The 25,886-nt window shown below is 52.4% G+C and carries 18 protein-coding genes; 11 read left to right on the top strand and 7 right to left on the bottom strand.

Annotation, left to right across the window (positions count from 1 at the left end; genetic code table 11):
* Positions 1–373 precede the first annotated feature (373 nt).
* Positions 374–2,107 (top strand): bifunctional ornithine lipid synthase OlsF, encoded by a 1,734-nt coding sequence (olsF, locus tag TERTU_RS02875; RefSeq protein ID WP_015820739.1) that lies wholly within the window; start codon positions 374–376, stop codon positions 2,105–2,107.
* 66 nt (positions 2,108–2,173) lie between these two features.
* Here the strand turns inward: olsF and TERTU_RS02870 are convergent, their stop codons facing one another.
* Entirely contained in the window at positions 2,174–3,832 is a 1,659-nt protein-coding gene (locus TERTU_RS02870; RefSeq protein ID WP_015820278.1) for an alkaline phosphatase, read from the bottom strand.
* A 441-nt stretch (positions 3,833–4,273) separates the two neighbouring features.
* Between TERTU_RS02870 and hemB the strand changes: the two genes are divergently transcribed.
* Positions 4,274–5,269, top strand: coding sequence for a porphobilinogen synthase (gene hemB / locus TERTU_RS02865; protein WP_015816905.1), 996 nt, complete (start codon positions 4,274–4,276; stop codon positions 5,267–5,269).
* A gap of 1 nt (position 5,270) precedes the next feature.
* Here hemB and TERTU_RS02860 read toward each other — a convergent pair whose 3' ends face one another.
* The 4 genes from TERTU_RS02860 to TERTU_RS02845 all read right to left on the bottom strand — a co-directional run bounded on the left by TERTU_RS02860 (position 5,271) and on the right by TERTU_RS02845 (position 9,262).
* Positions 5,271–6,380: a polysaccharide deacetylase family protein gene (locus tag TERTU_RS02860; protein WP_015818565.1), complete on the bottom strand. Its 1,110-nt coding sequence runs from the start codon at positions 6,378–6,380 to the stop codon at positions 5,271–5,273.
* Positions 6,381–6,618: 238 nt separating this feature from the next.
* A complete protein-coding gene (locus TERTU_RS02855; RefSeq protein ID WP_015819416.1) occupies positions 6,619–7,356 on the bottom strand; it encodes a helix-turn-helix transcriptional regulator in 738 nt (245 codons plus the stop codon).
* Positions 7,357–7,389: 33 nt separating this feature from the next.
* A complete protein-coding gene (locus TERTU_RS02850) occupies positions 7,390–7,710 on the bottom strand; it encodes a hypothetical protein (protein ID WP_015819357.1) in 321 nt (106 codons plus the stop codon).
* 127 nt (positions 7,711–7,837) lie between these two features.
* A complete protein-coding gene (locus TERTU_RS02845; RefSeq protein ID WP_028876271.1) occupies positions 7,838–9,262 on the bottom strand; it encodes an MATE family efflux transporter in 1,425 nt (474 codons plus the stop codon).
* A gap of 162 nt (positions 9,263–9,424) precedes the next feature.
* Here TERTU_RS02845 and TERTU_RS02840 point away from each other — a divergent pair, with 162 nt between their 5' ends.
* The 3 genes from TERTU_RS02840 (at position 9,425) to TERTU_RS02830 (ending at position 12,413) form a co-directional block, all read left to right on the top strand.
* Entirely contained in the window at positions 9,425–10,297 is an 873-nt protein-coding gene (locus tag TERTU_RS02840) for a helix-turn-helix transcriptional regulator (RefSeq protein ID WP_015820161.1), read from the top strand.
* 99 nt (positions 10,298–10,396) lie between these two features.
* Positions 10,397–11,863, top strand: coding sequence for a B12-binding domain-containing radical SAM protein (locus TERTU_RS02835; protein ID WP_015818652.1), 1,467 nt, complete (start codon positions 10,397–10,399; stop codon positions 11,861–11,863).
* A gap of 64 nt (positions 11,864–11,927) precedes the next feature.
* A complete protein-coding gene (locus tag TERTU_RS02830) occupies positions 11,928–12,413 on the top strand; it encodes an FKBP-type peptidyl-prolyl cis-trans isomerase (RefSeq protein ID WP_015817265.1) in 486 nt (161 codons plus the stop codon).
* Between the two features lie 250 nt (positions 12,414–12,663).
* Here the strand turns inward: TERTU_RS02830 and TERTU_RS02825 are convergent, their stop codons facing one another.
* Positions 12,664–12,969, bottom strand: a complete 306-nt coding sequence (locus TERTU_RS02825; RefSeq protein ID WP_015819792.1) for an isoamylase early set domain-containing protein — start codon at positions 12,967–12,969, stop codon at positions 12,664–12,666.
* Between the two features lie 505 nt (positions 12,970–13,474).
* On the opposite strand from TERTU_RS02825, the gene TERTU_RS02820 reads away from it, so the two are divergent.
* The 6 genes from TERTU_RS02820 (at position 13,475) to TERTU_RS02795 (ending at position 24,890) form a co-directional block, all read left to right on the top strand.
* Positions 13,475–14,392, top strand: a complete 918-nt coding sequence (locus TERTU_RS02820; protein WP_015820650.1) for an aldo/keto reductase — start codon at positions 13,475–13,477, stop codon at positions 14,390–14,392.
* 16 nt (positions 14,393–14,408) lie between these two features.
* The gene (gene recQ / locus TERTU_RS02815) at positions 14,409–16,214 is read left to right on the top strand and encodes a DNA helicase RecQ (protein ID WP_015819076.1); all 1,806 of its coding nucleotides are present in this window, start codon (positions 14,409–14,411) and stop codon (positions 16,212–16,214) included.
* 558 nt (positions 16,215–16,772) lie between these two features.
* Complete coding sequence (locus TERTU_RS02810; protein WP_015820743.1) at positions 16,773–19,403, top strand: glycoside hydrolase family 9 protein; 2,631 nt, start codon at positions 16,773–16,775, stop codon at positions 19,401–19,403.
* A 443-nt stretch (positions 19,404–19,846) separates the two neighbouring features.
* Positions 19,847–20,107 (top strand): hypothetical protein, encoded by a 261-nt coding sequence (locus tag TERTU_RS02805; protein WP_015818301.1) that lies wholly within the window; start codon positions 19,847–19,849, stop codon positions 20,105–20,107.
* Positions 20,108–20,217: 110 nt separating this feature from the next.
* Positions 20,218–22,782, top strand: a complete 2,565-nt coding sequence (hrpB, locus tag TERTU_RS02800) for an ATP-dependent helicase HrpB (RefSeq protein WP_015818771.1) — start codon at positions 20,218–20,220, stop codon at positions 22,780–22,782.
* Between the two features lie 386 nt (positions 22,783–23,168).
* The gene (locus TERTU_RS02795) at positions 23,169–24,890 is read left to right on the top strand and encodes an ATP-binding protein (protein ID WP_015817520.1); all 1,722 of its coding nucleotides are present in this window, start codon (positions 23,169–23,171) and stop codon (positions 24,888–24,890) included.
* A gap of 7 nt (positions 24,891–24,897) precedes the next feature.
* Here the strand turns inward: TERTU_RS02795 and TERTU_RS02790 are convergent, their stop codons facing one another.
* On the bottom strand, positions 24,898–25,863 hold the full coding sequence (locus TERTU_RS02790) for an LpxL/LpxP family acyltransferase (RefSeq protein WP_015818066.1): 966 nt from the start codon (positions 25,861–25,863) through the stop codon (positions 24,898–24,900).
* Positions 25,864–25,886: the final 23 nt, after the last annotated feature.

Below are 25,886 nucleotides of genomic sequence, written 5' to 3'. Positions count from 1 at the left end.
TATTAAGAATAATAGTGAGAGCTGATGTGCCAAGAGATACCCGGCCGGGAACAATAATCAACAGGACAGGTCGATGGATTCAGTCGCAGAGTACGAGATCCGACGACAATCAATCCCGGCGACATTGTGCATTTTAAGGTTTAACCGGTAACGGGATTATTTTGTGAGGAATTCATTCATCGGAAAGTGCATGATATAACCCGTCTGAGAGCGTTTTTGTCATGTAGGTTTCACAATCTCACTTTAGCCTTAGCGCGAATTGGATGGCCCCAAAACCGACCCGTTGTAACAGCGTACGGAGTGCCTATTTGGGACGCTCCACGCGCCAGAGAAAGGCGACTGACCATCCGCACATCGCGCATAGGGATCATTTATGATCAACGTCGAACAAGCCATCACTAATAAATTTCCCACGTTTGCGAGCAAGCCTGCACTTATTCGCAAACCGACACTGTCGCTCCTGAAACGATTGATTCATGAAAATGAAATCAATCAGTTTCTAACCGATAATCAGTCCGCACGCGGTATCGATTTTATCGACAGCGTGCTCAACTACTTTAAATTTGAGTACACAGCAAGCCAGCGTGATATCAACCAGATACCATCAAAAGGTCGGGTTGTGATTATCGCCAACCACCCTATTGGTTCACTGGATGGACTGGCAATTTTGAAGCTGGTCAGCGAAGTGCGCAAAGACGTGAGAATCGTCGCCAACGACATGCTTATGCATTTTGAAAATCTGCGCGACCTGCTAATACCGCTGGATAACATGACCGGCGGCAGTGCGCGCCGCAGCTATAAACGCGTGATTGAGTCGTTAGAGAACGAGCAGGCGATTATCGTTTTTCCGGCAGGCGAAGTTTCCCGCGCTCACGCGACAGGTGTAAAAGACGGTGCCTGGCGCCCTGGCTTTTTACACTTCGCGCGCAAAAGCCACTCGCCTATATTACCCGTGCACATCAAGGCAAAAAATTCTCTGCTGTTCTACGGGGCGTCGGCGCTGTTTAAACCTTTGGGCACCGCACTGCTCGCTCACGAAATGTTTAATAAGCACTCGCGCCGTATCAGCTTCAGTATTGGCGAGCCAATCCCCCATGCTGCGCTGTTCACTGACCAGATTCAGGACCGCACTCTGGTCAAGCGCCTGAAAAAACACGTGTATAGCCTTGCGCACAAGAAAAATAATCCGTTCGCGACCCAAAAACGTCTCGCCGCACCTGAGTCACCGGAAGATCTGGAACGGGAACTGGCAAGCGCGCAACAAATCGGGATGACCCGCGACAACAACACCGTATACCTGGTCCGCTACCGCCCCCACTCCGCAGTCATTCGCGAAATCGGGCGTTTGCGCGAGCTGACATTTCGCGCGGCGGGAGAAGGTACCGGCCAAAAACGCGATCTGGACGAGTTCGACACTTATTACGAACACCTGGTGTTGTGGAATGCCAATGCTCGGGAAATTGCCGGTTCTTACCGTATCGGTAATGGTCAGCACATACTCGCGGAACACGGCATAAAAGGTTTTTACACCAGTACACTCTACCGCTTTGATTCGCGCTTTGCGGAATATTTTGCTCAGGGCGTGGAACTGGGGCGCAGTTTTGTTTCCCCCAAATATTGGGGTAAAGCCTGTCTGGATTATCTCTGGCAGGGACTCGGCGCCTACCTCGCACACAATCCTCATTTGCGCTACCTGATTGGCCCCGTAAGCATGAGTGCGGACTATCCGCGTGACCTGATGGATACCCTGGTATTTTTCTACCGCCGGTATTACAAATTTGAAGCGGACATTGTAAAAGCCAATCATCCGTACCTGCTTTCCACAGAACGCATGGCATTTTTGGATAAAGAGTTCGGCGACCGCGACGCGGATGCAGCCTTCGACTTTATGCAGGAAATTTTTAACGAGCGCGGCCACAAGTTACCGGTGCTATTCAAGCAATATACGGCGCTCTATGAAAAAGGTGGCTTCAAGTCACTGGTATTCAGTCGCGACCCGGACTTCGGCGACTGTCTCGACGGCTTGTGCATGGGCGACATTACTTACCTTAAACCCAGCAAAGCGAAGCGCTACATAGGCGAACCTAAAGTGCCGCTAAACCAGTAACAATAAAAAAAGGGGCGCATGAAACGCCCCTTTTTTATTCCTGATCCCCGACCAGATTAAAGTCAATTAACGCAACGCTTTTTTCGCTTTTTCAGCCAATCCGGCGCTGTAATTCATGATGTGGAAAATCACATTTTGTTCGTTACTGCCGGACACAAGCTCCGCTCCTGGGCCGCGAGCAAAAATAGCAACATCTTCACCCCCGTGGGTTTCTGCATTGAGTGGCACCAGGCTTTCCTGATGGAATCCCGGGTCTTGCGTGTTCACTTTTTCCAGGTTTTTTCGGCCGGCGTCTACCGGGGCTGCATAACGGGAGTCGGCGTCTCGCTCCCCTTCATCAAACGCGAATCCTCGGCCATTCAGGTAGCCCACAGTGGTGTACGGCAGTTTATTTACGTCGCGGGCATAATCACCATCGGCTTTGGGTTTGGACTTGCCTAGAATCGGGTTACCGCGCGCTGAGTAGCCCGCCATAACAAAAACGTGGCTATGGTCAGCAGTAACAATAATCAGCGTGTCGTTGGGGTCCGTCCGCTCGGCTGCCAGCGCGACAGCGTCCGATAACGCGACAGTATCCTGCAGTGCGTTATACGCATTACTCGCATGGTGCGCGTGGTCAATACGGCCAGCCTCCACCACTAACATATAGCCGGATTTATGCTTGCTCAGCACCTCTAACGCGGCATCCGTCATCTGCGCTAGCGAAGGTTGCTGCGCCGCCGCTTCTTCGTGCAGGCGTTGACTTTCATACGCCATATGGGAGTTGCTGAACAAACCGAGCACAGGCCCCTGGGGATTTTCGACTGCCTGCTGAAGACTTTCCGCATCGGATACAAATGCACCACCAGGGTTATTCTGTCGCCACTCTGCCACCAGGTTACGGCCATCCTTACGCTTACCGACAAACTGTTTGCCATCCATCGTCACCGGCGTTTCCGGGAAAAAGTTGCGAGCGCCGCCGCCGAGAATAATTTCCGGTCCATCGATTGCGGGCGCTTTACTCTTTTTACCCGCCAACTGCTGCGCCAACTGATTTAGGCTCGGCGTAAACCCGGCCAACTGCGCGGCAATATCCTCGCACCCAGCCGCTTTCGCCGCTGCTGGCATTTCCGCATCATTTTCCCAATCCCGGTCGGATGAGGTGGCGTAGGTCGCGCCGGGAGTCGCGTGGGTAATACGGGCAGTGGACACCACACCGGTCGCCATTCCCGCCAGCTCAGCCAGCTCAACCGCAGACGCCAACGAGTGATCGTACTGACCACTGCAAGCGCTGCGGCTGATTTCGTCACTGACACTCAACATTCCTGCACGACTCTTAACACCAGTGATCAGCGCCGTCATGGTGCCTGCGGAGTCAGGGGTTTGCATATCGGTGTTGTAGGTTCTCGACAGGCCGGTGTAGGGGAACTCGTCGAAGGCAAGGTTGAACTCCTCGCCAGACTGCCCCTGTAATTGCCCTGCAAAAATACGCGCGGCAGTTACCGTACTCACACCCATGCCGTCGCCAATAAATAGAATTACATTTTTAGCTTTGCCGCGGCTGCGGTCGTGCATCAGCGCCCGCTTTTTCTCAATCGCGTTGGCGCCATCGCTGTACCACTGACGGGCGTCACCGGTGTATTGTAAAAAATCGGCATCCGACAACTTCGCGGCAAGCACACTGGAAGCCGTGCAGCTACCAATCAGCGCCAACAACATAGCGTTCAAATAACATTTACGAATCATGGCTCTCACTTATCCAAACAGGAACACAAACGCTTCCTGCACAATTATTAACAGTGGGAGGAGTGTAACGAATTTCCATGACGAAAAGGGGGGGATTAACGGCTAAAAAAACCCCGTCCCATAACAGGACAGGGTGTTTGGGAATCCTGTGAGTGGATTCACGTCTAGCATCGTTGGGGTGCTGCTAACCGCAGCGGTTGTGATGGTTTGCATGCAACGGGAAGCGTCACTGCTGTGCATCACATATCATAAATATAGGCAAAAAGCCGTATTTTGCTAAAGATCGCTTTTATATGAGCTCCCCGGATTTTGCCATCACTCGGTATATCAGCGCACCATGTTGCGACGCTCGCTTGCCGCTGGCACCTGGGTTCACTATAGTCGCCACTGCGAAATTTGTTCTCAGCCCTCGGTCGAAATACCACCTAAAAAGGCACCAACATGCAACGACAATTCCCTGCGACTCGCATGCGTCGCAACCGTTTCAGCGATTTTTCCCGCCGTCTCGTCCGCGAGAACAGCTTAACGCCCAACGACCTGATATACCCAGTGTTCATAGTGGAGGGTGAGAAACAACGCCAGCCAATCGCGTCCATGCCCGGGCAATATCGGCTAAGCCTGGATGAGCTGGAACGCGAGGTCGAAGAGCTGCTCGCGCTGGGAATTCCCGCAATAGCGCTGTTTCCCAACATCGACGCCGCGCATAAATCACTGAACGGCGAAGCCGCTTACGACGAAAAAGGCCTGGTGGCGCGCGCGGTGCAACGCCTGAAAGCCGCGTACCCGGAAATGGGGATTATCTGCGATGGCGCTCTCGATCCGTACACCACTCATGGCCAGGATGGCATCATCGACGATAACGGCTATGTACTGAACGACATTACCGTCGCCGCCCTTCAAAAGCAGGCGCAAGTTTGCGCGGCGGCGGGTGCAGACATTATTGCCCCCTCGGACATGATGGACGGGCGCGTTGGCGCGATTCGCACTGCCCTGGACGAACAGGGCCACATCAATACCCAAATACTCGCTTACTCGGCCAAATACGCTTCGTCCTATTACGGGCCGTTTCGCGATGCTGTGGGCTCTGCGAACTCGCTGGGTGGCGGCAATAAATATACCTATCAAATGGACCCAGCTAACAGCGACGAGGCTCTGCACGAAGTTGCACTCGACATCAGCGAGGGCGCAGACATGGTGATGGTCAAACCCGGTATGCCGTACCTGGACATCGTGCAACGAGTGAAGCAGGAGTTCGGTGTGCCCACGCTGGTGTACCAGGTGAGCGGCGAGTACGCGATGCACATGTTCGCGATTAATGCTGGCGCCCTCTCTGAGGCCGTGATTATGGAATCGCTGATGTGCATTAAACGCGCTGGTGCCGATGGCATTCTCACCTATTTTGCCAAACAGGCCGCGCTTCAGTTACGAACCCCTTGAGCTACTCCTGGTACCAATCGCCACTAGCTGTGCGGCGAATAAACAGTTGCGAAAACCAGTAAAAACGATCACCCCCTGCGTGTGCGGTGCAGTTGTAGCGACTGCGCCCAACCGGCAGCGGTTTCTCGGCTTGGGCACTGAAACGACCACCTTTACCTTTCACTGAAATCGCGCCCTGACCAGAGGCGAAGCACTGAATTGGCCCGATATGGCCGAGAATCGGCGAACTCAGCTCCAGTATCGGTTGCCCTTCATCAGCGGGTAGCTCAGGCTCATGCAACTGGCGCCCCTTTGAATCACGCACGACCGTTTTCAGTTTCACAAAAGGGACAGAGGCCACTTTGGTACCAAACTGTTCCATAGCGCCGTAACTGCCTCCCATTGGAAATCGTGGGATCAACTGGCGGTTACCGTCCGCTGCCACCGGGCCGGATTGCTGACCGAATGCCAGGTATCCCCCGCGCTTAAGTAGCGAGAGTAACTCGCTGTCGTATTCGCCAAAGGGGTAGGCGAAGAATTTAGGCGCTGAGCCAATTTCCTTCTTGATTCGCCCCTGTGCAAAGGTAATTTCCTTCAGCCGGCGCTCGTTAAACGCCGTCGGAGATTCATTTGCCCGACGCCGGATAAGATGGCTGTGACTATCTGTGTGGTTCGCAATAGTCACACCGCTTTTATGTAACTCTTTGAGTTGCTCCCACGACATAAACAAGGGGTTTTTCTCGTCGTGCGGCTCGCTGTTAACAAACACTGCAAACGGCCAATGGTGCTTTTTTAGCAGCGGCCAAGCCGTGTCGTATATAGATTTGTAGCCGTCATCAAAAGTGATAACAACGGTTTTCTGTGGCAAACTTTTACCATTGGCCGCTGCATCCAAAAGCTTGTGCAACTCTGCCAGCGAAACCACACGATAATTGTGCTTGGCCAGGTAATCCAGATGCTGCTCAAACAGTGCGGGTGAGGTGCTGGTTGACGGTGGCGTAGCGTCAGCAATATGGTGATATTGCAAAACCACCAGCGCAGAACTGGCCTGCGCCCAACCAAGTGCGACTGCAGCCGCTAAACACAGCCCTGCTTTTTTCCAAATATCCAACTGCTGTAACCATGCCCGCATCTATAAATTCTCCCGCAAATCGATTTACCCACAATATTTTAAAAACCTGGCAACACGCAAACCGCACAAAAAACACCTGATATACCTGAGTTTATCCGCAAGTGCCTTTTGCATTTACTTCAGCGGTTAAACCCTACAGGCCGCACAGAGCTCTGCTCAAATCTCAGCGATGTTTAAAACGGTAATATCTGTGACATTCGCAGATGTGAAATGACTCCACAGCGCATATGACCAGCCGTTAATCACCCTGGTTTTTAGCGAGAGAGTCGTTGGCGTTAGTCATATACTCGTCGTAGCGCTGGCGTTGCAGCGCCAGATAATGATCCAGCGAACAGCTGGCGTGGCAGGCAAAATTTTCTGCTAACAATTCAAAATGGCGGATTCGATCCAGTCGAAATGCGCGGTAGGCAAGGCGCAACTCACACCAGCCTACCAATGTCCAGGTAGCTCCCCAAAAAAACAATCCCAGGGGTAAAACACAGCGGTGTGATAACTGGGCCTGCGCATCCTCGTAGTCGATAGCGATTTTTTGCTGACTGCGGATAGCCGCCCGAATTTGCTCACTGTGAACCGAAACACTGAGCTGTTGTTGATAGTCCGGCACCTTGATTGCCGAGGTTTCTTCCAGCTCCCGCAGTTGCGGTGGCAGCACCGCGAGAATCTTGTTGAGCGCACTGCTCGCAGCAGCCGCCAGCTGACGATCGCTCCAGGCGCGAATCATCCGCGCCCCCAACAGCAGAGCTTCCACTTCATCGCGATCAAACATTAATGGGGGTAGATCGAACTGACGCTGTAACCGGTAGCCAACGCCAGCTTCGCCTTCAATAGGTACACCCGACAAACTCAGCGCTTGAATATCGCGATACACCGTGCGCTCAGATACCGCCAGCTGCTCGGCGATTTGCCTGGCCGTAAGTACCGTACGCCGGTTGCGCAACAAGTTGAGAATCTGGAAAAGTCGTTCTGCTTTACGCATATCCAGGGCTGAGTTTTCCGATTATTGCTGTTTTTACGCGACTTCCATCTGCGGATACACCTGAGTCACAATCGAATTCGACTGAAAACTCACTGTGCGCTCATCAATCAAGCTGATAAATGCGTCGAACGCGGGACTGCTCTCAATACGGTTTCCCCGTACACGGGCAGCCTCGGAATTCCAGTACATTATATCCTGCCATTGACCGCCGTCGATCCGCGTCAGGGAGCGATACATAAATCCATCTATCCGCAGTAAGAGCGCGTCCACTTGCGCACTGGCACAGATCAATTGCTCCTCCGACACACCCTGATTTAACTCGAACGTGTAAATACTGACCTTACTCTTCTCCATTGCTGACTCCTTGATCAACATAAACTGAATTTCATCGAACTTTGCTCGCGACCAGCCTGGTTTGCGATGGGTTCAGTGTAATCAAGGGCTCCTGACAGCGTCCTGTCAGGAGGTTTAAGAAGCCGCCTTAGCCACTCGCTTTGGAAGCCGTTGAGGGTTCAGGCTCGGTTGTCAGGTTATTCATCCAACGGCGCAACCGAATACGAATTCGCACCGGCATAAATTTCGCCATATCCTCGACGTACATGAGCAAGTAGATCGCCAAAAAAGGCAGGTTCAACCACAACACCCCCAGCACAAACAGCGGTAGGCCAATACACCAGGTCACAACGGTGTCCATTAACAGGCAGAACCGGTTATCGCCCCCTGCGCGCAGCACGCCCAGAATGCGCAACATGTTCAATACTTTCACCCAAATCAAAAGGGAGAATATCCCCAGGGTATCTGTGAGGAGCGCGGCAGTAGCCTCGTCCATATTATTAAACACGCCTACAATCAGCGGACGGCAGATGAATACGGCCAGGCTGAACAACAGCGCAACGGAAAGTGTGAGGCGGTCGAAGAAGCGGTAGAGCCGCCATGCGTCGTCGTTGCGAGAACCCCCAAGCGCTCGCCCGATCATTACCGCAGACGCATTCGCAAGCCCGATAAACAAAGCAAAAAACAAGCTCTCGATCGGCACAATCACACCCATCACCGCCAGCGCATCGGTACCCGCGTAACCCGTAAGTATGTGATAAGTCGCGTTGCCCACCCCCCACACCACATGGTTAACAATGATCGGCGAGGCAAAATTGAAATACCGCATAAACACCTTGCGGTTTAGCGCCTCGGCAAAATGCGTAATCCGCAACCCAAATCCGTGACCACTCAGGTACACCCAGCACAGTATTCCCGTCAGCTGAAGTACCCGCGACAGTAATGTCGCCCAGGCCGCACCCGCAACGCCCAATGCGGGAAACCCGCCATTGCCGAAGATCAACAAGTAGTTGAGAACCACATTCAGCACCGCGGCGATAGCGGCCATTACCAGCGGCACACCGGTATTGCCCAGCGCCCGCAGACCAGCCTCAAAAATTACGATGATCTGGGTCGAGAGCAGAACTAACGCAGTGATTCGCAGGTAGGTGGCGGTGAGCGCGACCACCTCCGGGTCCGGATTGATCAGGCTCACCCAGAAGTGGCTGAGGAACCCAAACGCCAGCGTAAATGGCACCATCACAGCAGTGCCAAACATCAAGGTCAGCGCCAGCGTGCGCTGACAAGAACGAAAATCGTCCGCCCCGGAATACTGTGCAACCAGTACGCTGCATCCCGCACCTATACCTGCCATTAGCACCAACAGCAGAAATTGCAGTTTGGCGGCCAGCCCAACGGCGGCAATTGCAGTGGGCCCAAGCCCGCCAACCATAATCACGTCTGCCATACCCAGCAGAGATTGAAGTACCATTTGCGCCGCTACTGGCAGCGCAAGGGCTGCAACCCGAAGCCAGAAAGCACGATTGTTTAAGCCTGTTGAATCAGAAGTAGGGGTGGAGTTTGTTGTTGCCATCGAGATACCGCACTCAATGTTGTACCGGCGTACCGGGGTGGAAAAACGCCGTCGAGCGACACTAAAAAACTGGCCGCATTGTAGGTGCTTTCTGCCTTTGGGAATATGGGTTAAGCTCGCATCTTCTATGTGCATTCCTATCATTCAACAGGAGCCACGAGATTGGAGCAAAACTGGGAAGACCGCCTGGAGCTTGGCCCTGACTGTTACGAGCGGTTCGTAGACCAGCAGCGTGTGCCCACGCTCAAGTCGCTAAATGTGGCGATCGCTGGAATATCCCAATTGCGGGGCGACTATTGTGTGGCCCGCAAGAAGCCTGATTACCACACCATCCTGTTCACTCTGGAGGGTGAAGGCGAATTGCACACCCATAAGGGCAGAACTCTCATACCCGCCAACACCCTGACCCTGCTCCCCGCCCGCCAACCCTTTTTGATTACCCTGAGTCGAGAGCACTGGGCCACCACCTGGTTTTGCCTGGAAGATACCGCGCATTGGTCCCACTTGCGACAGCCGGACGCCTCGGTACGCTACAGCTCCGAGGCAGCGGCGCTCTACTACCTTTTGGGACACCTCTATTACGAGAACGACCCAGACATGCAGACCACGCCTTTGTCTCACCTGAGCCACTACCTGCACAACGCGCTGGGAAACAACCGCCAACGCGAACACCTCAGTGAACCGGAACGCCGCCTGGAGCAGTTGTTTGGCGACATTCAGCAGCAACTGCACGTCAATTGGACCATCGAACGCATGGCGGAACGGGTACACTACTCGCCGTCACATTTCCATCGTTTATGCCAACAACACGTAAACCGCAGCCCAATACAGCAGCTCATTCACTTGCGCATGGAACGAGCAAAACAATTGCTATCCGACACGCATTGGTCGCTCAACCAGATTGCCAGTGCCGTCGGCTACAGTGATGTTTTCAACTTTTCAAACAGATTTAAAAAATCCACCGGAGTATCGCCCTCTCAGTTTCGAACCTCGCCTGGTCACCGCTCCAGCGAGCGATTAATGCCCCCTTTGTGAACCATTCTTATAAATTGGAGTTATAAAGGCTACAGGCGACACGCTCCTGTGTTGGCGTTTGGATTGCGACGGACGCAAAAAACATTAGGAGGCCCGCGCATGAAGGCGCTAATTGTGGATTTGAATAACTTTTCTCGCTACCCCACCCTGTCGGTTGGCTATCTTTCAGCGATCTTAAAAGCTGCCGATATCGAAGTAGAAACACTCTCCCCCCTGTTCTTCGGTGTGCACGGCTTTCCACGCCGCACACGGGAACCTGCGGGGCTACACATGTTAAAAATCGCCAATCATATCGGCGCTACCAGTAGCAACCCACTTATCGGCAAACTGCACACGTTTGCCAAACGTCTCGGTGGTGGCACCCCGGTTGACGACACAGCGGTTATTGTCGATTCCTTTAACAAAATGCTCAAAAGCGACATCGATGTTGTCCTGGTCTCCGCCTATACCATGTATTTTTCAGCGACAAAAAAGATTGCCGAGATTTGCGCGCAACGAAATACGCCGCTGTTAGTTGGCGGTAACATGTTTGTGGTGCCGGATATTGCCCGCACCTGGGCAGACATTCCCGGTGTGACCGCAGTATTTGCCGGTGAGCCCGAGAAAATTCTTGTGCAGCTGGTCAGCGATATCAGTGCGGGGAAATCCGTCGCCGGTTGCCCGGGGATAACCACACACGACAGCATCGCACCACCAGCACCGCCACTGCAAAACCTCGACGACGTTCCATTTCCGGATTTTTCTGCCTTTCCGTGGGAATGCTACCCCAACAGAATTGTACCGATCATGACGGGCCGGGGCTGTGAGTGGGCGCGCTGCACCTTCTGCTCCGACGTCTTAACCAGCGCAGGCCGTCAATATCGCAGCCGCAGCCTCGCCAATGTGCTCGCGGAAATTCGTTACCAGAGGGAAAAACACAATGTCGACCTGTTTGTTTTCCTGGACCTCAAGCTGAATTCGGACGTGGAACTATGGCGCGGCCTGGCCCGCGAGATTCCTCGGATAGCGCCAGGAATCAAGTGGACAGCGTCAGTACACGTTGACTCCCGCAAGGACAACGGTCTCAGCCGGGAGGATCTGCAGGCAGCCGCAGACGCGGGTTTGGCCCGCATCACCTGTGGCTTGGAATCTGGCAGCCAGGCCATACTTAACTCAATGAAAAAAGGCGTAAAGCTGGACCGTCTCTCACAATTCATCCGCGACGCTCACGCGGCCAACCTGAGCGTGCGACTCACCAGTATCATTGGCGATCCGGAAGAAGAAGCCAGGGATATCGACGAAACCACTCAGTTTTTGAACAGTCATGCCAACGAAGTGGAAAGAGTGGTTGTCAATCGCTTCGCGCTAGCACCAAATACGCCGGCCACCAACCAGCTAGCCGCAACGGAAACCGATTTTATTTCGCTTCTGGACCTGGACAAAACAAGTTCGCTCATCCCACACACCAATAAGCGGTTTGGTGAATTCCGCCACATCAAAGCGGTTTATCGGCTGCTTCGAATAGCCAACCAAATTAACCGTAAACCCTTAATCGCGCACGCAGCGCCATTTGAAGGGGCCTTCTAACAGGTTTGGAAGGCGCCTATAAACTGGGTATGATGGCGGGCGTTCAAACTTTGGAAAACTTATCATGCACGTAGAAAAAGATCGCGTTGTCTCCTTTCACTACAGCCTTAGAGAAGTTGGCGGCGACCCCATAGAAGATAATAAAGGTGCAGTTCCTATGGCCTATCTACATGGGCACGGCAACCTGTTGCCCGCGCTGGAAGCAGAAATGGAAGGGATGACAGAAGGCGAAACCCGCGTCATCAGCCTGCCACCGGAAAAAGCGTATGGCCTACGCAATGAAAATGCGTTGCAAAAGGTACCGGTTAAGCACCTGATCGGCACCTACAAGCGCCTGATGCCCAAGATGATCGTACGCGTTAACACCAACAAGGGTGAGCGCAATGCGAGCGTTATCAAAGCGGGAAAGTTTATGGTTGAGCTGGACATGAACCACCCGTTTGCCGGCGTCGCGCTGGAGTTTACGGTAGAGGTTCTGAATATTCGTGAAGCTCAAGCAGAGGAAATTGCGCACGGACACGCACACGGGGACGGTGGTCATCACCACTAGGCTCTCTGGCAGAAGCCAACCCTGCACCTGGTAAAGCAAAACGGCGCATAAAAGCGCCGTTTTTTTAAATTTTTCGCAGGCCAGACTAGGCTGCCAGAGGAATGTGCTTTCGCTGAAAACCCACCAGGTTCTACAAATTTAGAAATTTCACATTTAGCGCACAGGTTCAGCTGAACCAGTTGATATTTGCAGCATGTCAGTATCGAACAACGCTAAGTTCAGCGGGAGCAAGCAGACTCAAACCAACTAATTAAACGACGACAACTGAATTATCGGCGCCACATGTATTGGGTACATACTTATCGGCATCGTAGTCGTTTTCCCAGCACTCGCCATCCAGGACATAACGGTATTCGTACTCTTTGCCGGTTTCCAAGTCGATGGTGGTTGCGTAGGTGCCGTCCTTTTGTTTACGCAGGGGCGCATTTTCGTAGTCCCACTCGTTAAATTCCCCCGCCAAAAAAATTTTCTTTGAACGTTCGACCAAAGGTTCGGGCGCAATAAATTTAACTTTACAGACAGGCTTTGATTTTAGATACCTTTTATCCAGGCTCATGGTTTGAAACTCCAGACTTGTGTGGAAAATGCGGTTGCCAACCGGTGCCGGGTGGAGAGGAGAGCCGGCACCGGTTTTCTTCAGATACTTAACAACAATAGATCGCAAATCGCGACAAAAAAAGTAAAGCGCATAAACCAGTTACTATCTAGCAATATAAGCACCAAAAATAAAAAAGTGGCGCAAAAACCAGATAAGAACATGTTTTACATAAATTAGTACAATATTCGACCAGCTTTTCAGCTAGCCAACCATCCGCAGACGACAGAGACGACGTTTCCCCGCGCCAAAACTGGTCGCGCGAACAATTTTAGGGCGCCTCAGAGTTTAACCTCGTCCACTTTTAAACCCGCGGCTCAAGCGCTCTCGATGTTGAAAAGCACGACCAAAGCTCTCGCTCGAAACAAAACCTGCGAGGCAGTCTGCATATAAATCTGTACAATACCGCCCCCTAATAACGCTTAACGTCCAATTTCAAACATCTCTCCGAGCGCAGGCGAACCCTATGCCCACATCACTGACTCCCATTGCAGCACAAGGACCCAAAGTTTCCCGCTTTATCGCCGGCTACTGGCGTGTGAACCAGTGGAACAAAACCCCCCAGGAATTACTGCGTTTCGCCAGTGAGTGCCTGGAACTCGGTATCAGCACCGTCGACCACGCAATGGTGTATCGCAGTGAGGCTACTTTCGGCAAGGCGCTGGCGTTAGACCCCGGTTTACGTTCCCAGCTGCAAATAGTCACCAAGTTCGGTATCAAGCCCATGGGGTTTGGCGAACTTGGCGCGCAAGCAGTTAACCACTATGACAGCAGCGGTGCGGCATTAATTCAATCGCTGGATGCATCCTTACAGGGCTTGGGCACCGACTATATCGATATTTTATTGGTACACCGCCCAGATTACCTAATGGACGTGCGCGAGTTAGCTGCAACCATGGCGACCCTGCGTGCGGAGGGAAAAGTGCGTTACTTCGGCGTGTCCAACTTTAATACCCATCAATTTGAGGTGCTGCAGCGTGAGCTGCGTCAGAATGTACCCGCTGGCCTGGTGACCAATCAGATCGAATTTTCCCCGCTGCATCTAACACCGCTGGAAGATGGCACTTTGGAGCAATGCCAGCTTAACGACTGCCGCCCGATGCTGTGGTCGTGTCTGGGCGGTGGCAATCTGCTCGCGCCCGCGTCCGAGCGACATCAGCGAATTCACAACGCTCTGCGCGTGGTGGCAGACGAGCACGCTGTTGCAGCGCTCGAAACCATTGTGTACGCCTGGGTGAGAGCACTGCCATGTGCACCACTGCCACTTTTGGGTACCAGTAATATCGAGCGGGTTAAAACCGCACTTGCAGCAGAAAAAATTCAGTTAACACGCGAACAATGGTATCGGATCTGGGAAGCGTCTACAGGCCACCCGGTTCCCTGATATTGCATTGCACCCCATGTCCGACAGTCCACTCGATATACTGAATCACGTTTTTGGTTACGACAGTTTCCGCGCGAGTCAACGCGATATCGTCAACTGCGTTACCGGGGGCCAGGACGCCCTCGTCATTATGCCCACTGGCGGCGGAAAATCACTGTGCTACCAAATTCCTGCGCTCGCGCGAACCGGCGTTGGCGTCGTCGTTTCTCCGCTGATCGCCCTGATGGAAGACCAGGTGAGCGCACTCAAGGAGCTCGGCGTTAACGCCGGCTATTTAAATTCCACGCTCGATTACGACACCGTATGGCACACGGAAAATGCGATCCGCAGCGGTGAGCTGGATATGGTTTACATCGCGCCAGAGCGATTGATTCAAGAGCGGACCCTCGCGCTTCTCCACGATGCGGAAATTGCACTGTTCGCCATTGATGAAGCCCATTGTGTTGCCCAATGGGGACATGATTTTCGCGCTGATTATTTAAAACTGGATGTCCTCCACAACCAGTTTCCCAAGGTACCGCGAATCGCGCTTACCGCTACAGCAGACGAACGCACTCGCGCAGAAATTATTGAACGGCTGCGCCTGGAAAACGCCCAGCAATTTATCAGTGGGTTTGACCGCCCCAATATTCATTACCGGATTCAACAGAAAAACAAACCGCGCGAGCAGCTGTTACGATTTTTAAAAGACGAGCAACAGGGCAATTGTGGCGTGATCTATTGTCTGTCCCGCGCCAAAGTCGAAGATACTGCCACCTGGTTATGCCAGCAAGGTTTCAACGCACTGCCGTATCACGCAGGGCTGCCTGCCAGCGTGCGGCAGCAAAACCAAAGCCGCTTTCTGCGGGAAGACAATATTATTATTGTCGCTACCATTGCGTTCGGAATGGGCATCGATAAACCTGATGTGCGCTTTGTCTGCCATTTAGATATGCCCAAAAGTGTGGAGGCGTATTATCAGGAAACCGGGCGCGCCGGGCGCGACGGTCAGCCATCCACGGCGCTACTGCTTTACGGGCTGGAAGACATTGTGAAATTGCGTCAGATGACCGAAAACTCTGACGGCTCGGAAATGTTTAAGCGGCAGGAGCAGCACCGACTTAACGCCATGCTGGGGCTGTGCGAAGTCACCGGCTGCCGACGCCAGGTACTGTTGCGGTATTTTGGCGACGAAATGCCAGAGCCCTGCGGTAACTGCGATAACTGCGACAGCCCGCCGGACACATGGGACGCCACCGAAGCCGTGCGCAAAGCGCTGAGCTGTGTTTATCGCAGTGGCCAGCGTTTCGGCGCCAGCCATGTTATCGCCATTTTACGCGGCAGCGACAATGAAAAAATTCGCACCTGTGGCCACAATCATTTATCGACTTACGGTATCGGCAAAGAATTATCTACGGATGAATGGCGCTCGGTGTTTCGCCAGCTTATTGCCAGCGGATTGCTTGCGGTCGACACCGCCGGCTATGGCGCCCTCCAGCTCACCGAACAGTGTCGGCCTATTCTGCGCAATGAACAGACGATTGCAATGCGTCGCGACAAGCCAGTTCAAACACGCGCAACCCAGCGCAAACCGACACAGGACATCGACGAAGCGCAAATTCCGCTGTGGAACGCACTGCGCCGCGTTCGCAAAGAATTGGCAGACGAACATGGCGTTCCGCCTTATGTTATTTTTCATGACGCAACGCTGAAAGACATGCTCGAGAAGTTTCCACTGAGTGAGTGGGAAATGCTTTCAGTGACCGGAGTCGGCGACCGTAAAATGGCACAGTTTGGCGAAGCCTTTTTAGAAGTATTCCGCGAATTCGAGTATGACCAATAACAGTAGCGCCGGTTGAATACGTGCTTGCAAAGTTCATCGAAAACCTATGGAAGTCGCATTTTTTTGTGGCGATTCTGGTAGGATGAAGAAGGCTGCAACAACGTGGTTAACCGGGCCTGTTACCACTGGTTTGAGCAATCAAAAAAATAATAATAAAAAGTGTATTTCTCGCGTAGTCACACCGACTAAATTACTAAGTTTAAACTAAGCGCTTTAGATTAAAGCAGCAACACCTCATCAATTTCTGTGTGAGTTGACCAGATTTAGTGCTACTAAAAATGTGCTCAACATTGAGGTGAAAAAATTTGTTCGTCTGTCTTGGTGAATTGCGTTTCTACGTCCGCGACGCGGTTTTTTTACGTCGCGGACCAAGAGCGCCTTAGAAGCAAACACCCGACGAATAGGTTGTCAGGCGCTAGCGATGTTTTTAATCGCATATTAAAAACAATTACCCGCTCGCGTTTGCCAGCAACCTGTATCGAACCAAACCAGCGGTAACAGGCCCAGTAAGTTCTCCCGTTTTTGTCAGCCATACAATAAAAACTCAGGAGAAAATCAATGCTATTCAAGCACAAGAAACGAATATTCAAAACGGCAAGCTGCAGCCTTGCGTTTGCCGTTGTGTCTGCGCTGGCAAGCGTAGGCGCGGATGCGGCTGTTGGCAACCCGCGTTTGAACCAAGTGGGCTACCTGCCCAACAGTGCCAAGGTTGCCAGCTACCACGCGTCTAACAACACCCCACAAGCCTGGGAGCTCACCCAAAATGGCGCCCTTATTGCCAGTGGTATGACAGCGCCCAACGGCGTTGATGTTGCGTCCGGGGAAAATGTCCACCACATCGATTTTTCGGCGATCGCTAACACCGGCAGCAATTTTGTTCTCCACGTCGGTGCCGACGAAAGCTACCCGTTCGATATCGGCGAACATACGTTTACGCCTGTACTTTACGATTCCATTCGCTACTTTTACCACAACCGATCTGGTATCGCGATCGAAACCCAGTACACAGGTGGCGGCAACGGCAGCTACGCGGCTAACAGCCAATGGTCCCGCCCTGCGGGCCACATTAATCAAAATTCCAATCAGGGCGACTACGCCGTTCCCTGCTGGAGCGGTAGCGGCTGCAATTACGCACTGGACGTAACCAAAGGCTGGTACGATGCGGGCGACCACGGCAAGTACGTGGTAAATGGCGGTATTTCCGTGTGGAAGTTACTTAACATGTATGAACGCGCACTCTACATCAGTAACAGTGCCGACAAGTACGCCGACGGCACTCTGAACATTCCGGAAAGCGGCAACGGTGTTGCGGATATTCTCGACGAAGCCCGCTGGCAAATGGAATTTTTGATGGCGATGCAAGTGCCGGAAGGAGAAACCAAAGCTGGCATGGTGCACCATAAAATGCACGATGTGGGCTGGACTGGCCTGCCCCTGGCTCCTCACGAAGATAACCGTGAACGCGCCCTGGTACCACCCTCTGTAACCGCAACGCTTAACGTGGCTGCTACAGGCGCACAGTGCGCGCGCTTGTTTGCCGCTGTCGATTCAGCGTTCGCAGACCAGTGTCTGGCCTCCGCCGAGCGCGCCTGGGATGCCGCGCTGGCAAACCCGGATGATCTCTACCCCGGCGGGTACGACAATGGCGGTGGTGGATACGGCGATAGAAGTGCTGCCGATGAATTTTTCTGGGCCGCAGCCGAACTTTACATCACCACCGGCGACAGCCAATACCTTCCCACGATCAACAACTACGAGATCACCCGCACTGATTGGGCGTGGCCAGATACCGAACTGCCGGGCCTGATGTCGTTGGCTATTGTCCCCACCAACCACACTGCTGCTCTCTCCGCGAGCGCGCGCCAACAGCTTATTGCCATTGCCGATGGTCACGTTGCTACCATCAACAGTACCGGTTACATGGTACCGAGCACCGAAGAGGAGTATTACTGGGGCTCCAATAACGTGGTCGCTAACAAAATGGCACTTATCGGGCTGGCGTACGACTTCACCGGGAACGACGCCTACGGTAAAGCCTTCTCCAAAGCCATGGACTATCTGTTCGGTAACAATAGCCTGAGCTTTTCATTTATCAGCGGCCACGGAGAAGACGCCCTTACCCAACCACACCACCGTTTTTGGGCGGGTGCGTTGAGCGGCAGCTACCCATGGGTACCGCCGGGTGCACTGTCTGGCGGACCAAACAGCGGCCTCGAAGACGAAACTGCATCCGGCCAAATTGGCGGCTGTGTCAGCACGCCAGCCAAATGCTTCATCGACAATATTAACTCCTGGTCCACCAACGAAATCACCATCAACTGGAACAGTGCACTGGCCTGGGCTCTGGCATTCTATGATGATTACGCTGACGACAACGGCGGTTCCAGCAGCAGCTCATCGTCCAGCTCGTCTTCGAGCTCCTCGTCTTCGAGCAGCTCATCATCGTCAAGCAGCTCAAGCAGTTCAAGTTCCAGCAACTCAAGCTCGAGCAACTCAACATCGAGTACCTCATCCAGCTCCAGCAGTTCGTCATCAAGCTCAAGCAGCTCTTCCTCGAGTAGCTCAAGTTCATCGGGTGGCGCCTGCGTGGAAATGTGCAAATGGTACCAGGACGCACCGCGCCCGCTATGTCAAAACCAGGATAATGGCTGGGGCTGGGAAAACAATCAGAGCTGCATAGGCCGTAACACCTGCGCCAGCCAGTCTGGCAATGGCGGTATTATCTCCGTGTGCGACGGCGGCAGCTCCAGCAGCTCGAGCTCGTCCAGTTCGTCCAGTAGCTCTTCTTCCAGCTCAAATTCATCGTCGAATTCAAGCAGCAGCTCATCATCTAGCAGCTCTTCGTCTAGTAGTTCATCGTCCAGCAGCTCTTCTTCGAGTGGCTCAGGTGTATCAGGCATCACCTGTGCTGTAACTCGTATGAATCATTGGGGCAGTGGCTATCAGATCGACGTCGCGGTGACCAACAGCGGTAATTCACCTGTTAACGGCTGGACGATTCAGCTCGACTTCGGCGAACCGGCGCAAGTGACCAATTACTGGAATGTACAGCTCAGCTCATCAGGAAATTATGTGACGGCTAATAATATTGCCTGGAACGGCAATATTGGTGCAGGTCAATCCGTAAGCTTTGGCCTGCAGGGCAACTCAGACGGCTCACTCGCTACACCGAGCTGTCGCGGATTGTAATTACGTCCTTGTCTCCCAACGTTGCCTGCGAATAGTCGCAGGCAACGTGTTCCACATTTAACAGGCCATTTAACCTGTAAACTTTATAGTGTCATTATTCCCGTCCCAAAATCTGTCCGCCACCTGCTCAAAATACTGATTTTCCATACCAGGTTAACGGTGTGTTTCGCGCCTATATTTTTTCACTCAATTATTGACAAGTAACAAAGCACAAACGTCTGTCACTGATATTCCCATTATTTATGCTGAAAAATAGCATCTTGTTACCCATCTATAAGAACCAGATCTATATACTCCAGACTAATAGACAAGTTTTTTATTTAAGGTTTTTTTTCGCTTTTTTAATAATAAAAAAAACTAAACTATAAATAAGCGTAATGACCGGCACCGAACTCAAAAGCGGGCCTTTGTTTAAATGCAGTATGCAAAAAGGACTAGCAGTTATGAAAAACAAAGATGCACTGATTATTGCCAACAGCCTGCTCTGCGAAATACGACTCCTGCTCAATCAAGGAAAAGCAGCCCAGGCACAACGCGTCGCGGAAATTGGCCAAACACTGCCTACAGACGAAGCCAACATCACCCGGGAAGTAGTCACTTACGAAAAATTGTTCAACTATATGAACGATTTTCCCGATCGTCAGGACCTTCTCCACTTTATGCCACTCTTGCAAGTAGAAACACAGCAGGTGGCTCAGGCCTAAAAACCTCGACCGGGAGCCTAAAGCTCCCGGTTTTTTATTGCCCTAACAAACAACGCTATTCTCAGTGCGTGCACAAACGTTAAAATGAGATCTTTTACGTCTTATTTAACGTGACTACAGTAAAAACTTCATCCGCACGACTTCCTCAGCTCCCCATCGCAACGCTCTTGGATGAGTTAGCGCTCACACTACAGCATCACCACCAACTGGTACTCGACGCGCCGCCCGGCGCAGGCAAAACTACACTGGTTCCCCTGGCGTTGCGTACAGCAGAGTGGCTTCGCGGCCGTAAAATAGTCATGCTGGAGCCGCGCCGAGTCGCCGCGAAGGCGGCAGCAGTGCGCATGGCAGAATTGTTGGAAGAGCCAGTTGGCAAAACCATCGGGTACACCATGCGACTTGAGCAGAAATGCTCGCGGGACACCATTATAGAAGTCGTTACGGAAGGCATACTGACGCGCCGACTCCAACAAGACCCCTCGCTGGATGACACCGCACTGGTGATTTTTGACGAATTTCACGAACGCAGTATGCATTCGGACCTCGGTCTGGCGTTGTGCATGCAGAGCCGTGAATTACTGCGCGACGATACCGACCCACTCAAACTATTGGTCATGTCAGCCACGCTCGACGCGCAAGCAATCGCAGACTTGCTCGGCGGAGCGCCCAAGTTAACCAGCGCCGGCCGCAGTTTCCCGGTAGAAGTCACCTACGCGCAACACACTCCCAGTCGCGCCGACCTGGTGTCGATACTCGCCACGACAGTGGTCCAGGCGCTGAATAAACACAGCGGCGACTGCCTGGTTTTCCTGCCTGGGCAGCGAGAGATTCATCAACTTAAAGCCGCTCTGTCGGAGTCGCTAAGCAACGAAGTTGCGGTAATGCCGCTCTACGGCAGCTTGTCACTCGCTGAGCAACAGAAGGCAATATCACCTCTCACTACTGATCAGATAAAAACCCGCAAAGTAGTACTGGCAACAGACATTGCCGAAACCAGCCTCACCATCGACGGGGTTCATATCGTTGTAGACAGCGGCCTTGCACGCAAGCCGAAGTTCGACCCGCGCACCGGGATGACCCGCCTGCATACAGGGCCGATTTCTATTGCATCCAGCATTCAGCGCGCGGGACGGGCGGGCAGGCTGGCGCCCGGCAACTGCTATCGCTGCTGGACCGAAACCGCTCAACACCAGCGCGCAGCGCAAGCGACACCCGAAATATTGCAATCGGATTTGGCGCCCCTGGCGATGCAATTGCTGCAGTGGGGTGTCAACGATCCGCAACAACTGCAATGGTTGGATGAACCACCAAAGCCCGCGTTTCAGCAAGCCTGTGATCTTCTGTTCAGGCTCAAAGCCATTGATACCCCCACCGCTTGCGTATTAAACGAACACGGCCAAGCAATGGCCATGCTGCCCCTGCACCCGCGTCTCGCGCATCTACTCCTTGTTGCAACCGAGTTTGGACGCCTACCCCTAGCCGCCAGTGTTGCCGCAATCCTAAGTGAAGCCATACCAGATATAGGGCAGCACACAGATCTGATGTTTGTAGTCGAGACAGTTGAGGGGCGCCGCTCACTGCCCTCTCAACACCGAGCCTGGCTTCAGCGTATTCGCCAACAACGCGGACTCTTGCTATCGCTGCTCAGCCACAACCGAGAAGCCAATAGTACCGATGAGGACCTAAACGCGCTGGGATTGCTGATCGCCAGCGCCTACCCGGACCGGATTGCCCGCAAGCGAACCCAGAGCCGCAATCGATACTTACTGGCCAATGGCCGCGCCGCCCAACTCTCACCCAACGATTCCCTGGCGGGCACGGAGTGGCTCGCAATCGCGGATATCGGCGGGGTCACCAATCAATCGGAAGACCGGATATTCGCCGCTGCCAGCTTGACCAAAGAAGATTTAAATAGCGGCCTTGCGGCACAAAAAACACAGGAACGCGTTATTGAGTGGCGGGAAAATCGCGTACTCGCTCAGGATCAAGTACGCATAGGTGCGATACTGGTTGAACAACGTGCGGCATCAAACGTAACTGCGGAAGACCGCACTGCGGCAACCTTGAACTATATCCGCCTGCAGGGGCTTGGGGTGCTGCCATGGAATAGCGATATCAACCAGTGGCGCGCGCGCGTGGCCTTAGTACGTGAGAACGATAACTCGTCAGCGCTATGGCCAGACTTAAGCGATGAAGCACTGATGGAAACAATCGACAATTGGCTCGCCCCCTACCTCATTGACATCGATAACCTGCAAAGCTTAAAGCGCCTGGATCTGGCAAGCATTGTCCACGCACAGCTTCCCTGGTCGCAGCAGCAACTTTTGGAGCAACTCGCACCAACACGAATCAAAGTGCCTTCCGGAAATCACATCAGTATTAACTACCTGCAGTCGCCACCGCAACTGGAAGTGAAATTACAGGAAATGTTTGGTTGTGAGGAGACCCCGAGCATTATCAATGGCAAGGTTGCCCTGCTGATTCACCTGCTTTCACCCGCTCGGCGGCCATTACAAATCACCCAGGATCTCGCCGGGTTCTGGCGGAACGGCTACGAAGCCGTCAAGAAAGAAATGAAAGGCCGCTACCCAAAACATCCCTGGCCAGACGACCCGCTCTCCGCACAGGCAACTCAGTTAACAAAGAGACGTTTAAGCGCGGACGCAAAAAAATAACGGCGATCCTTCACCCCCTAGAAATTCGAACACAGAACGCTGCGTATGGAAAATCTCAGCTGGAATATTAGCGCGCCAACAATAGACGACTGAGTCTTTTTTATTCATCGCGACTCCCCGCTCCAGCGTCTAAAATTTGCGATAAAAGCGACTCCAGCCACTTTTACATAAAAGAGCGCGGGTTGGTTTTTGTCACTTCCACTATAATGCGCGTTCATCTCGGCTTAAGCGAATCCAAATCAGTCGAGCCTGGTAAATTAGTGTGAGCACTGATCGTTCAAACATAAAAATTATGCTTACAACTTTATTTACACGTTTACCGGGCACCCCCAGCAGCCTGAAAGAGTCGAACGCGTAACAAACTTTACCGCGCGCCACAACGCCCTATGAAATTGAATTTGGACAGCAAACAAAAAATTCGCCTCGGTAACACGCTCCTCGCCGCAGTCGGCGGACTGGTGCTTACCGTTCTGTATATTTATGCCTGCGAAGTGGGTGACTGCCTGACCAGCCCTCAGGAAGTCGGCATAACACTTATCGTGTTCTGGACCGTCAATATAGGTTTTATCCTGACCTTTTTAACGCGTCTCAATCTGCGTTTTCGCGAACCGTCACTTACCCTGCCGGAAATGTATTGGGCAGCACTTTTTTGCCTCTATATATTTTATCAGCTGGATGAGCTGCGCCACCTGGTGCTATTGTTTTTGTTTCTGGTCACCATATTTGGCACCTTTCGCTTAACGCAATCACAATTCATTACCTACGTGGCCGTGATAACGTTAATCTTTACCTTTAACCAGTTCGATTATGCTACGCGCAAGGGCACACCCGAAATTCGTCAGACAGACCATTTGATTGCATGGCTGGTATTCACCTTCGGCAATATTACGCTGGGCGTTATCAACTCAGCGATGATCCGTCTGCGCACACGGCTGCGGGAAAAAAATGTCGCACTGGAAAAGGCGCTAAATGCGAAAAGTACCTTCCTGGCGAATATGAGCCACGAACTGCGCACCCCACTCAATGGGGTAATTGGCATGGTTTCGCTACTCGAGGAAACACCATTAAACGCAGAGCAACGGAAAATTTCCGGCATTATTTCCACCTCTTCGAAAAATTTGCTGGAGGTCATTAATAACATTCTCGATTTTTCTAAAATCGAAGCGGGCAAGGTCGCGCTCACCCAAGCACCATTTGACCCACACAAAATAGTTAACGAAATTTACAAAATCTCCACTGCTAATGCACGCGACAAGAAGCTGGATTTCCGCTTGAATATTGCGCGCAATCTGCCGAAAAGACTCATTGGTGACGCATTCTATCTGAAACAGGTTTTATTAAACCTCATTTCCAACGCAATAAAATTTACCCAAATGGGCTATGTCGAATTCGCGATTGAAGTTATCAAACTGGAAGCCGACCGCACATTCTTACGGTTTCGCATATCGGATAGCGGTGTTGGTATCGACAAAAAACAGCAGGCGGTGGTATTTGAAAAGTTCGCACAGGAAGATAATTCCACTACCCGACAGTTTGGCGGCACAGGGCTTGGACTTTCTATTTCATCCCAGATTGTGGCCAGTATGGGGAGCCAAATAAATCTCAGCAGTGCGAAGGGGCAAGGCTCCAGTTTTTGGTTCGACCTGGAACTTCCGGTCGAATGGCAAGGGCCAGAAAACGAGAAGGTGACTACCAGCTTTAGCCGTATCCCGAATAGTGGCAGCCTCAAACAACGCTTCCAGGCCGATGCACTGGTAGTGGACGACGACAGTACCAATCAGCTGGTCACAAGCCAGCTGTTGCGGCACTTGGGTTGCAATGTTCGAATTGCGAAGAATGGCGTTGAGGCTATTGCATGTTCGATGGAAGAGGCGTTTGATCTGATTTTTATGGACTGCCAAATGCCAATCATGGACGGTTATACGGCGACAGAAAAAATTCGCCACGTGGATAACCCCAATTGCCGCACCCCAATAATTGCACTAACGGCCAACGCGCTTATCGACGATGGCACCAAATGCCTACAGGCGGGAATGGATGCCTATTTACCCAAACCGACAGAGCTGAATCGTATTGCGGAAATACTGGAAATCTTTTTGGATCAATAATTTTAGATCAATAGAACGGTGGCTCGCCCGCCGGACGATTTTTGAAGCGTTTTATCGTCCACCAGTAGCGCTCGGGAAACGGCCGGATTATATGTTCGATAGCCCGATTAATCTGACGCGTATCTGCAACGGCATCTTCGCTGGGAAAACCTTCCAGCGGCGGAAAAAACTTCAGGGTATAGGTATTATCGGAATTGCGGTAATGGCCGAATGGTAAGATTACCGCATTGCCCGCCTGTGCGAGCTTGCTCAAGCCAGCAGTAGTTGAAGCAGGAATACCCATAAAATTCGCGAACACCGAGTTTTTATTTTTGACCTCAATATCCGGCGCATACCAGACAACGCCCTGCTTTTTCAGCAAACGAATAATACCCACTAAGTTGTTGACTGGAAAAAAATGGTCCGCATAGGGCGTGCGCTTTTCTACCAGAAACCGGTCAACCAGTTGGTCGGATGGCTTACGGTAGGTGAAGGCATATTTGCGATACTTACGTACCTGCAAGCCCGCGAGCGTTGCGTTCAGGTCCAGACTGCCGTAATGGCAGGACAACAAAATAATGCCGCGCTCCCGCGCCAGTGCCGCGCGCCAATGGTCTTCGCCTTCCAGCTTTGTGCGCGAGCCATAAAATTTTTCGGCGTCCCCAAACCATACACGAAAAGTCTCCACCACCGATATTCCCAACTCGCGAAAGCTCTGCTGCAGAATACGTTGCTGTGCTTCTGGCGCAAGGCTTGGATAGCAACGGGTAATATTGACATTCGCTATGTGCTTAACTCTTCCACCGCTGCGATAGATCATTGCCCCTATTGCGCGCCCCAGAGAAAGCAAGATTCGGTACGGCAAATGTGATATAGCGGAGAGTAAAAGTATGGCGAGCCCAAGCAGCCAATATTTTGGTGAAGGCTGTAGAAACAGGGAAATAATTGCAGAAGAGCGACCCTGTGGGTCGCCCTTGCTATCGGTATCAGCCACGGCGCTGCTCGCCTGCTGTTAGT

Origin of the sequence: Teredinibacter turnerae T7901 (genome assembly GCF_000023025.1) — a bacterium.
Lineage (GTDB): Bacteria > Pseudomonadota > Gammaproteobacteria > Pseudomonadales > Cellvibrionaceae > Teredinibacter > Teredinibacter turnerae_B.
Note: the sequence above shows the minus strand (reverse complement) of the source record. Positions and strands in the feature narration are given on the sequence as shown.

Bases quoted from the DNA above. Each gene is read 5' to 3' on its own strand.
- TERTU_RS02795 (WP_015817520.1), top strand. From the start codon at position 23,169: ATGAAATTGAATTTGGACAGCAAACAAAAAATTCGCCTCGGTAACACG.
- TERTU_RS02830 (WP_015817265.1), top strand. From the start codon at position 11,928: ATGCACGTAGAAAAAGATCGCGTTGTCTCCTTTCACTACAGCCTTAGA.
- TERTU_RS02860 (WP_015818565.1), bottom strand. From the start codon at position 6,380: ATGCGGGCATGGTTACAGCAGTTGGATATTTGGAAAAAAGCAGGGCTG.
- TERTU_RS02820 (WP_015820650.1), top strand. From the start codon at position 13,475: ATGCCCACATCACTGACTCCCATTGCAGCACAAGGACCCAAAGTTTCC.
- recQ (WP_015819076.1), top strand. From the start codon at position 14,409: ATGTCCGACAGTCCACTCGATATACTGAATCACGTTTTTGGTTACGAC.
- TERTU_RS02825 (WP_015819792.1), bottom strand. From the start codon at position 12,969: ATGAGCCTGGATAAAAGGTATCTAAAATCAAAGCCTGTCTGTAAAGTT.
- TERTU_RS02870 (WP_015820278.1), bottom strand. From the start codon at position 3,832: ATGATTCGTAAATGTTATTTGAACGCTATGTTGTTGGCGCTGATTGGT.
- TERTU_RS02810 (WP_015820743.1), top strand. From the start codon at position 16,773: ATGCTATTCAAGCACAAGAAACGAATATTCAAAACGGCAAGCTGCAGC.
- TERTU_RS02855 (WP_015819416.1), bottom strand. From the start codon at position 7,356: ATGCGTAAAGCAGAACGACTTTTCCAGATTCTCAACTTGTTGCGCAAC.
- TERTU_RS02850 (WP_015819357.1), bottom strand. From the start codon at position 7,710: ATGGAGAAGAGTAAGGTCAGTATTTACACGTTCGAGTTAAATCAGGGT.
- hemB (WP_015816905.1), top strand. From the start codon at position 4,274: ATGCAACGACAATTCCCTGCGACTCGCATGCGTCGCAACCGTTTCAGC.
- TERTU_RS02845 (WP_028876271.1), bottom strand. From the start codon at position 9,262: ATGGCAACAACAAACTCCACCCCTACTTCTGATTCAACAGGCTTAAAC.
- TERTU_RS02805 (WP_015818301.1), top strand. From the start codon at position 19,847: ATGAAAAACAAAGATGCACTGATTATTGCCAACAGCCTGCTCTGCGAA.
- olsF (WP_015820739.1), top strand. From the start codon at position 374: ATGATCAACGTCGAACAAGCCATCACTAATAAATTTCCCACGTTTGCG.
- TERTU_RS02835 (WP_015818652.1), top strand. From the start codon at position 10,397: ATGAAGGCGCTAATTGTGGATTTGAATAACTTTTCTCGCTACCCCACC.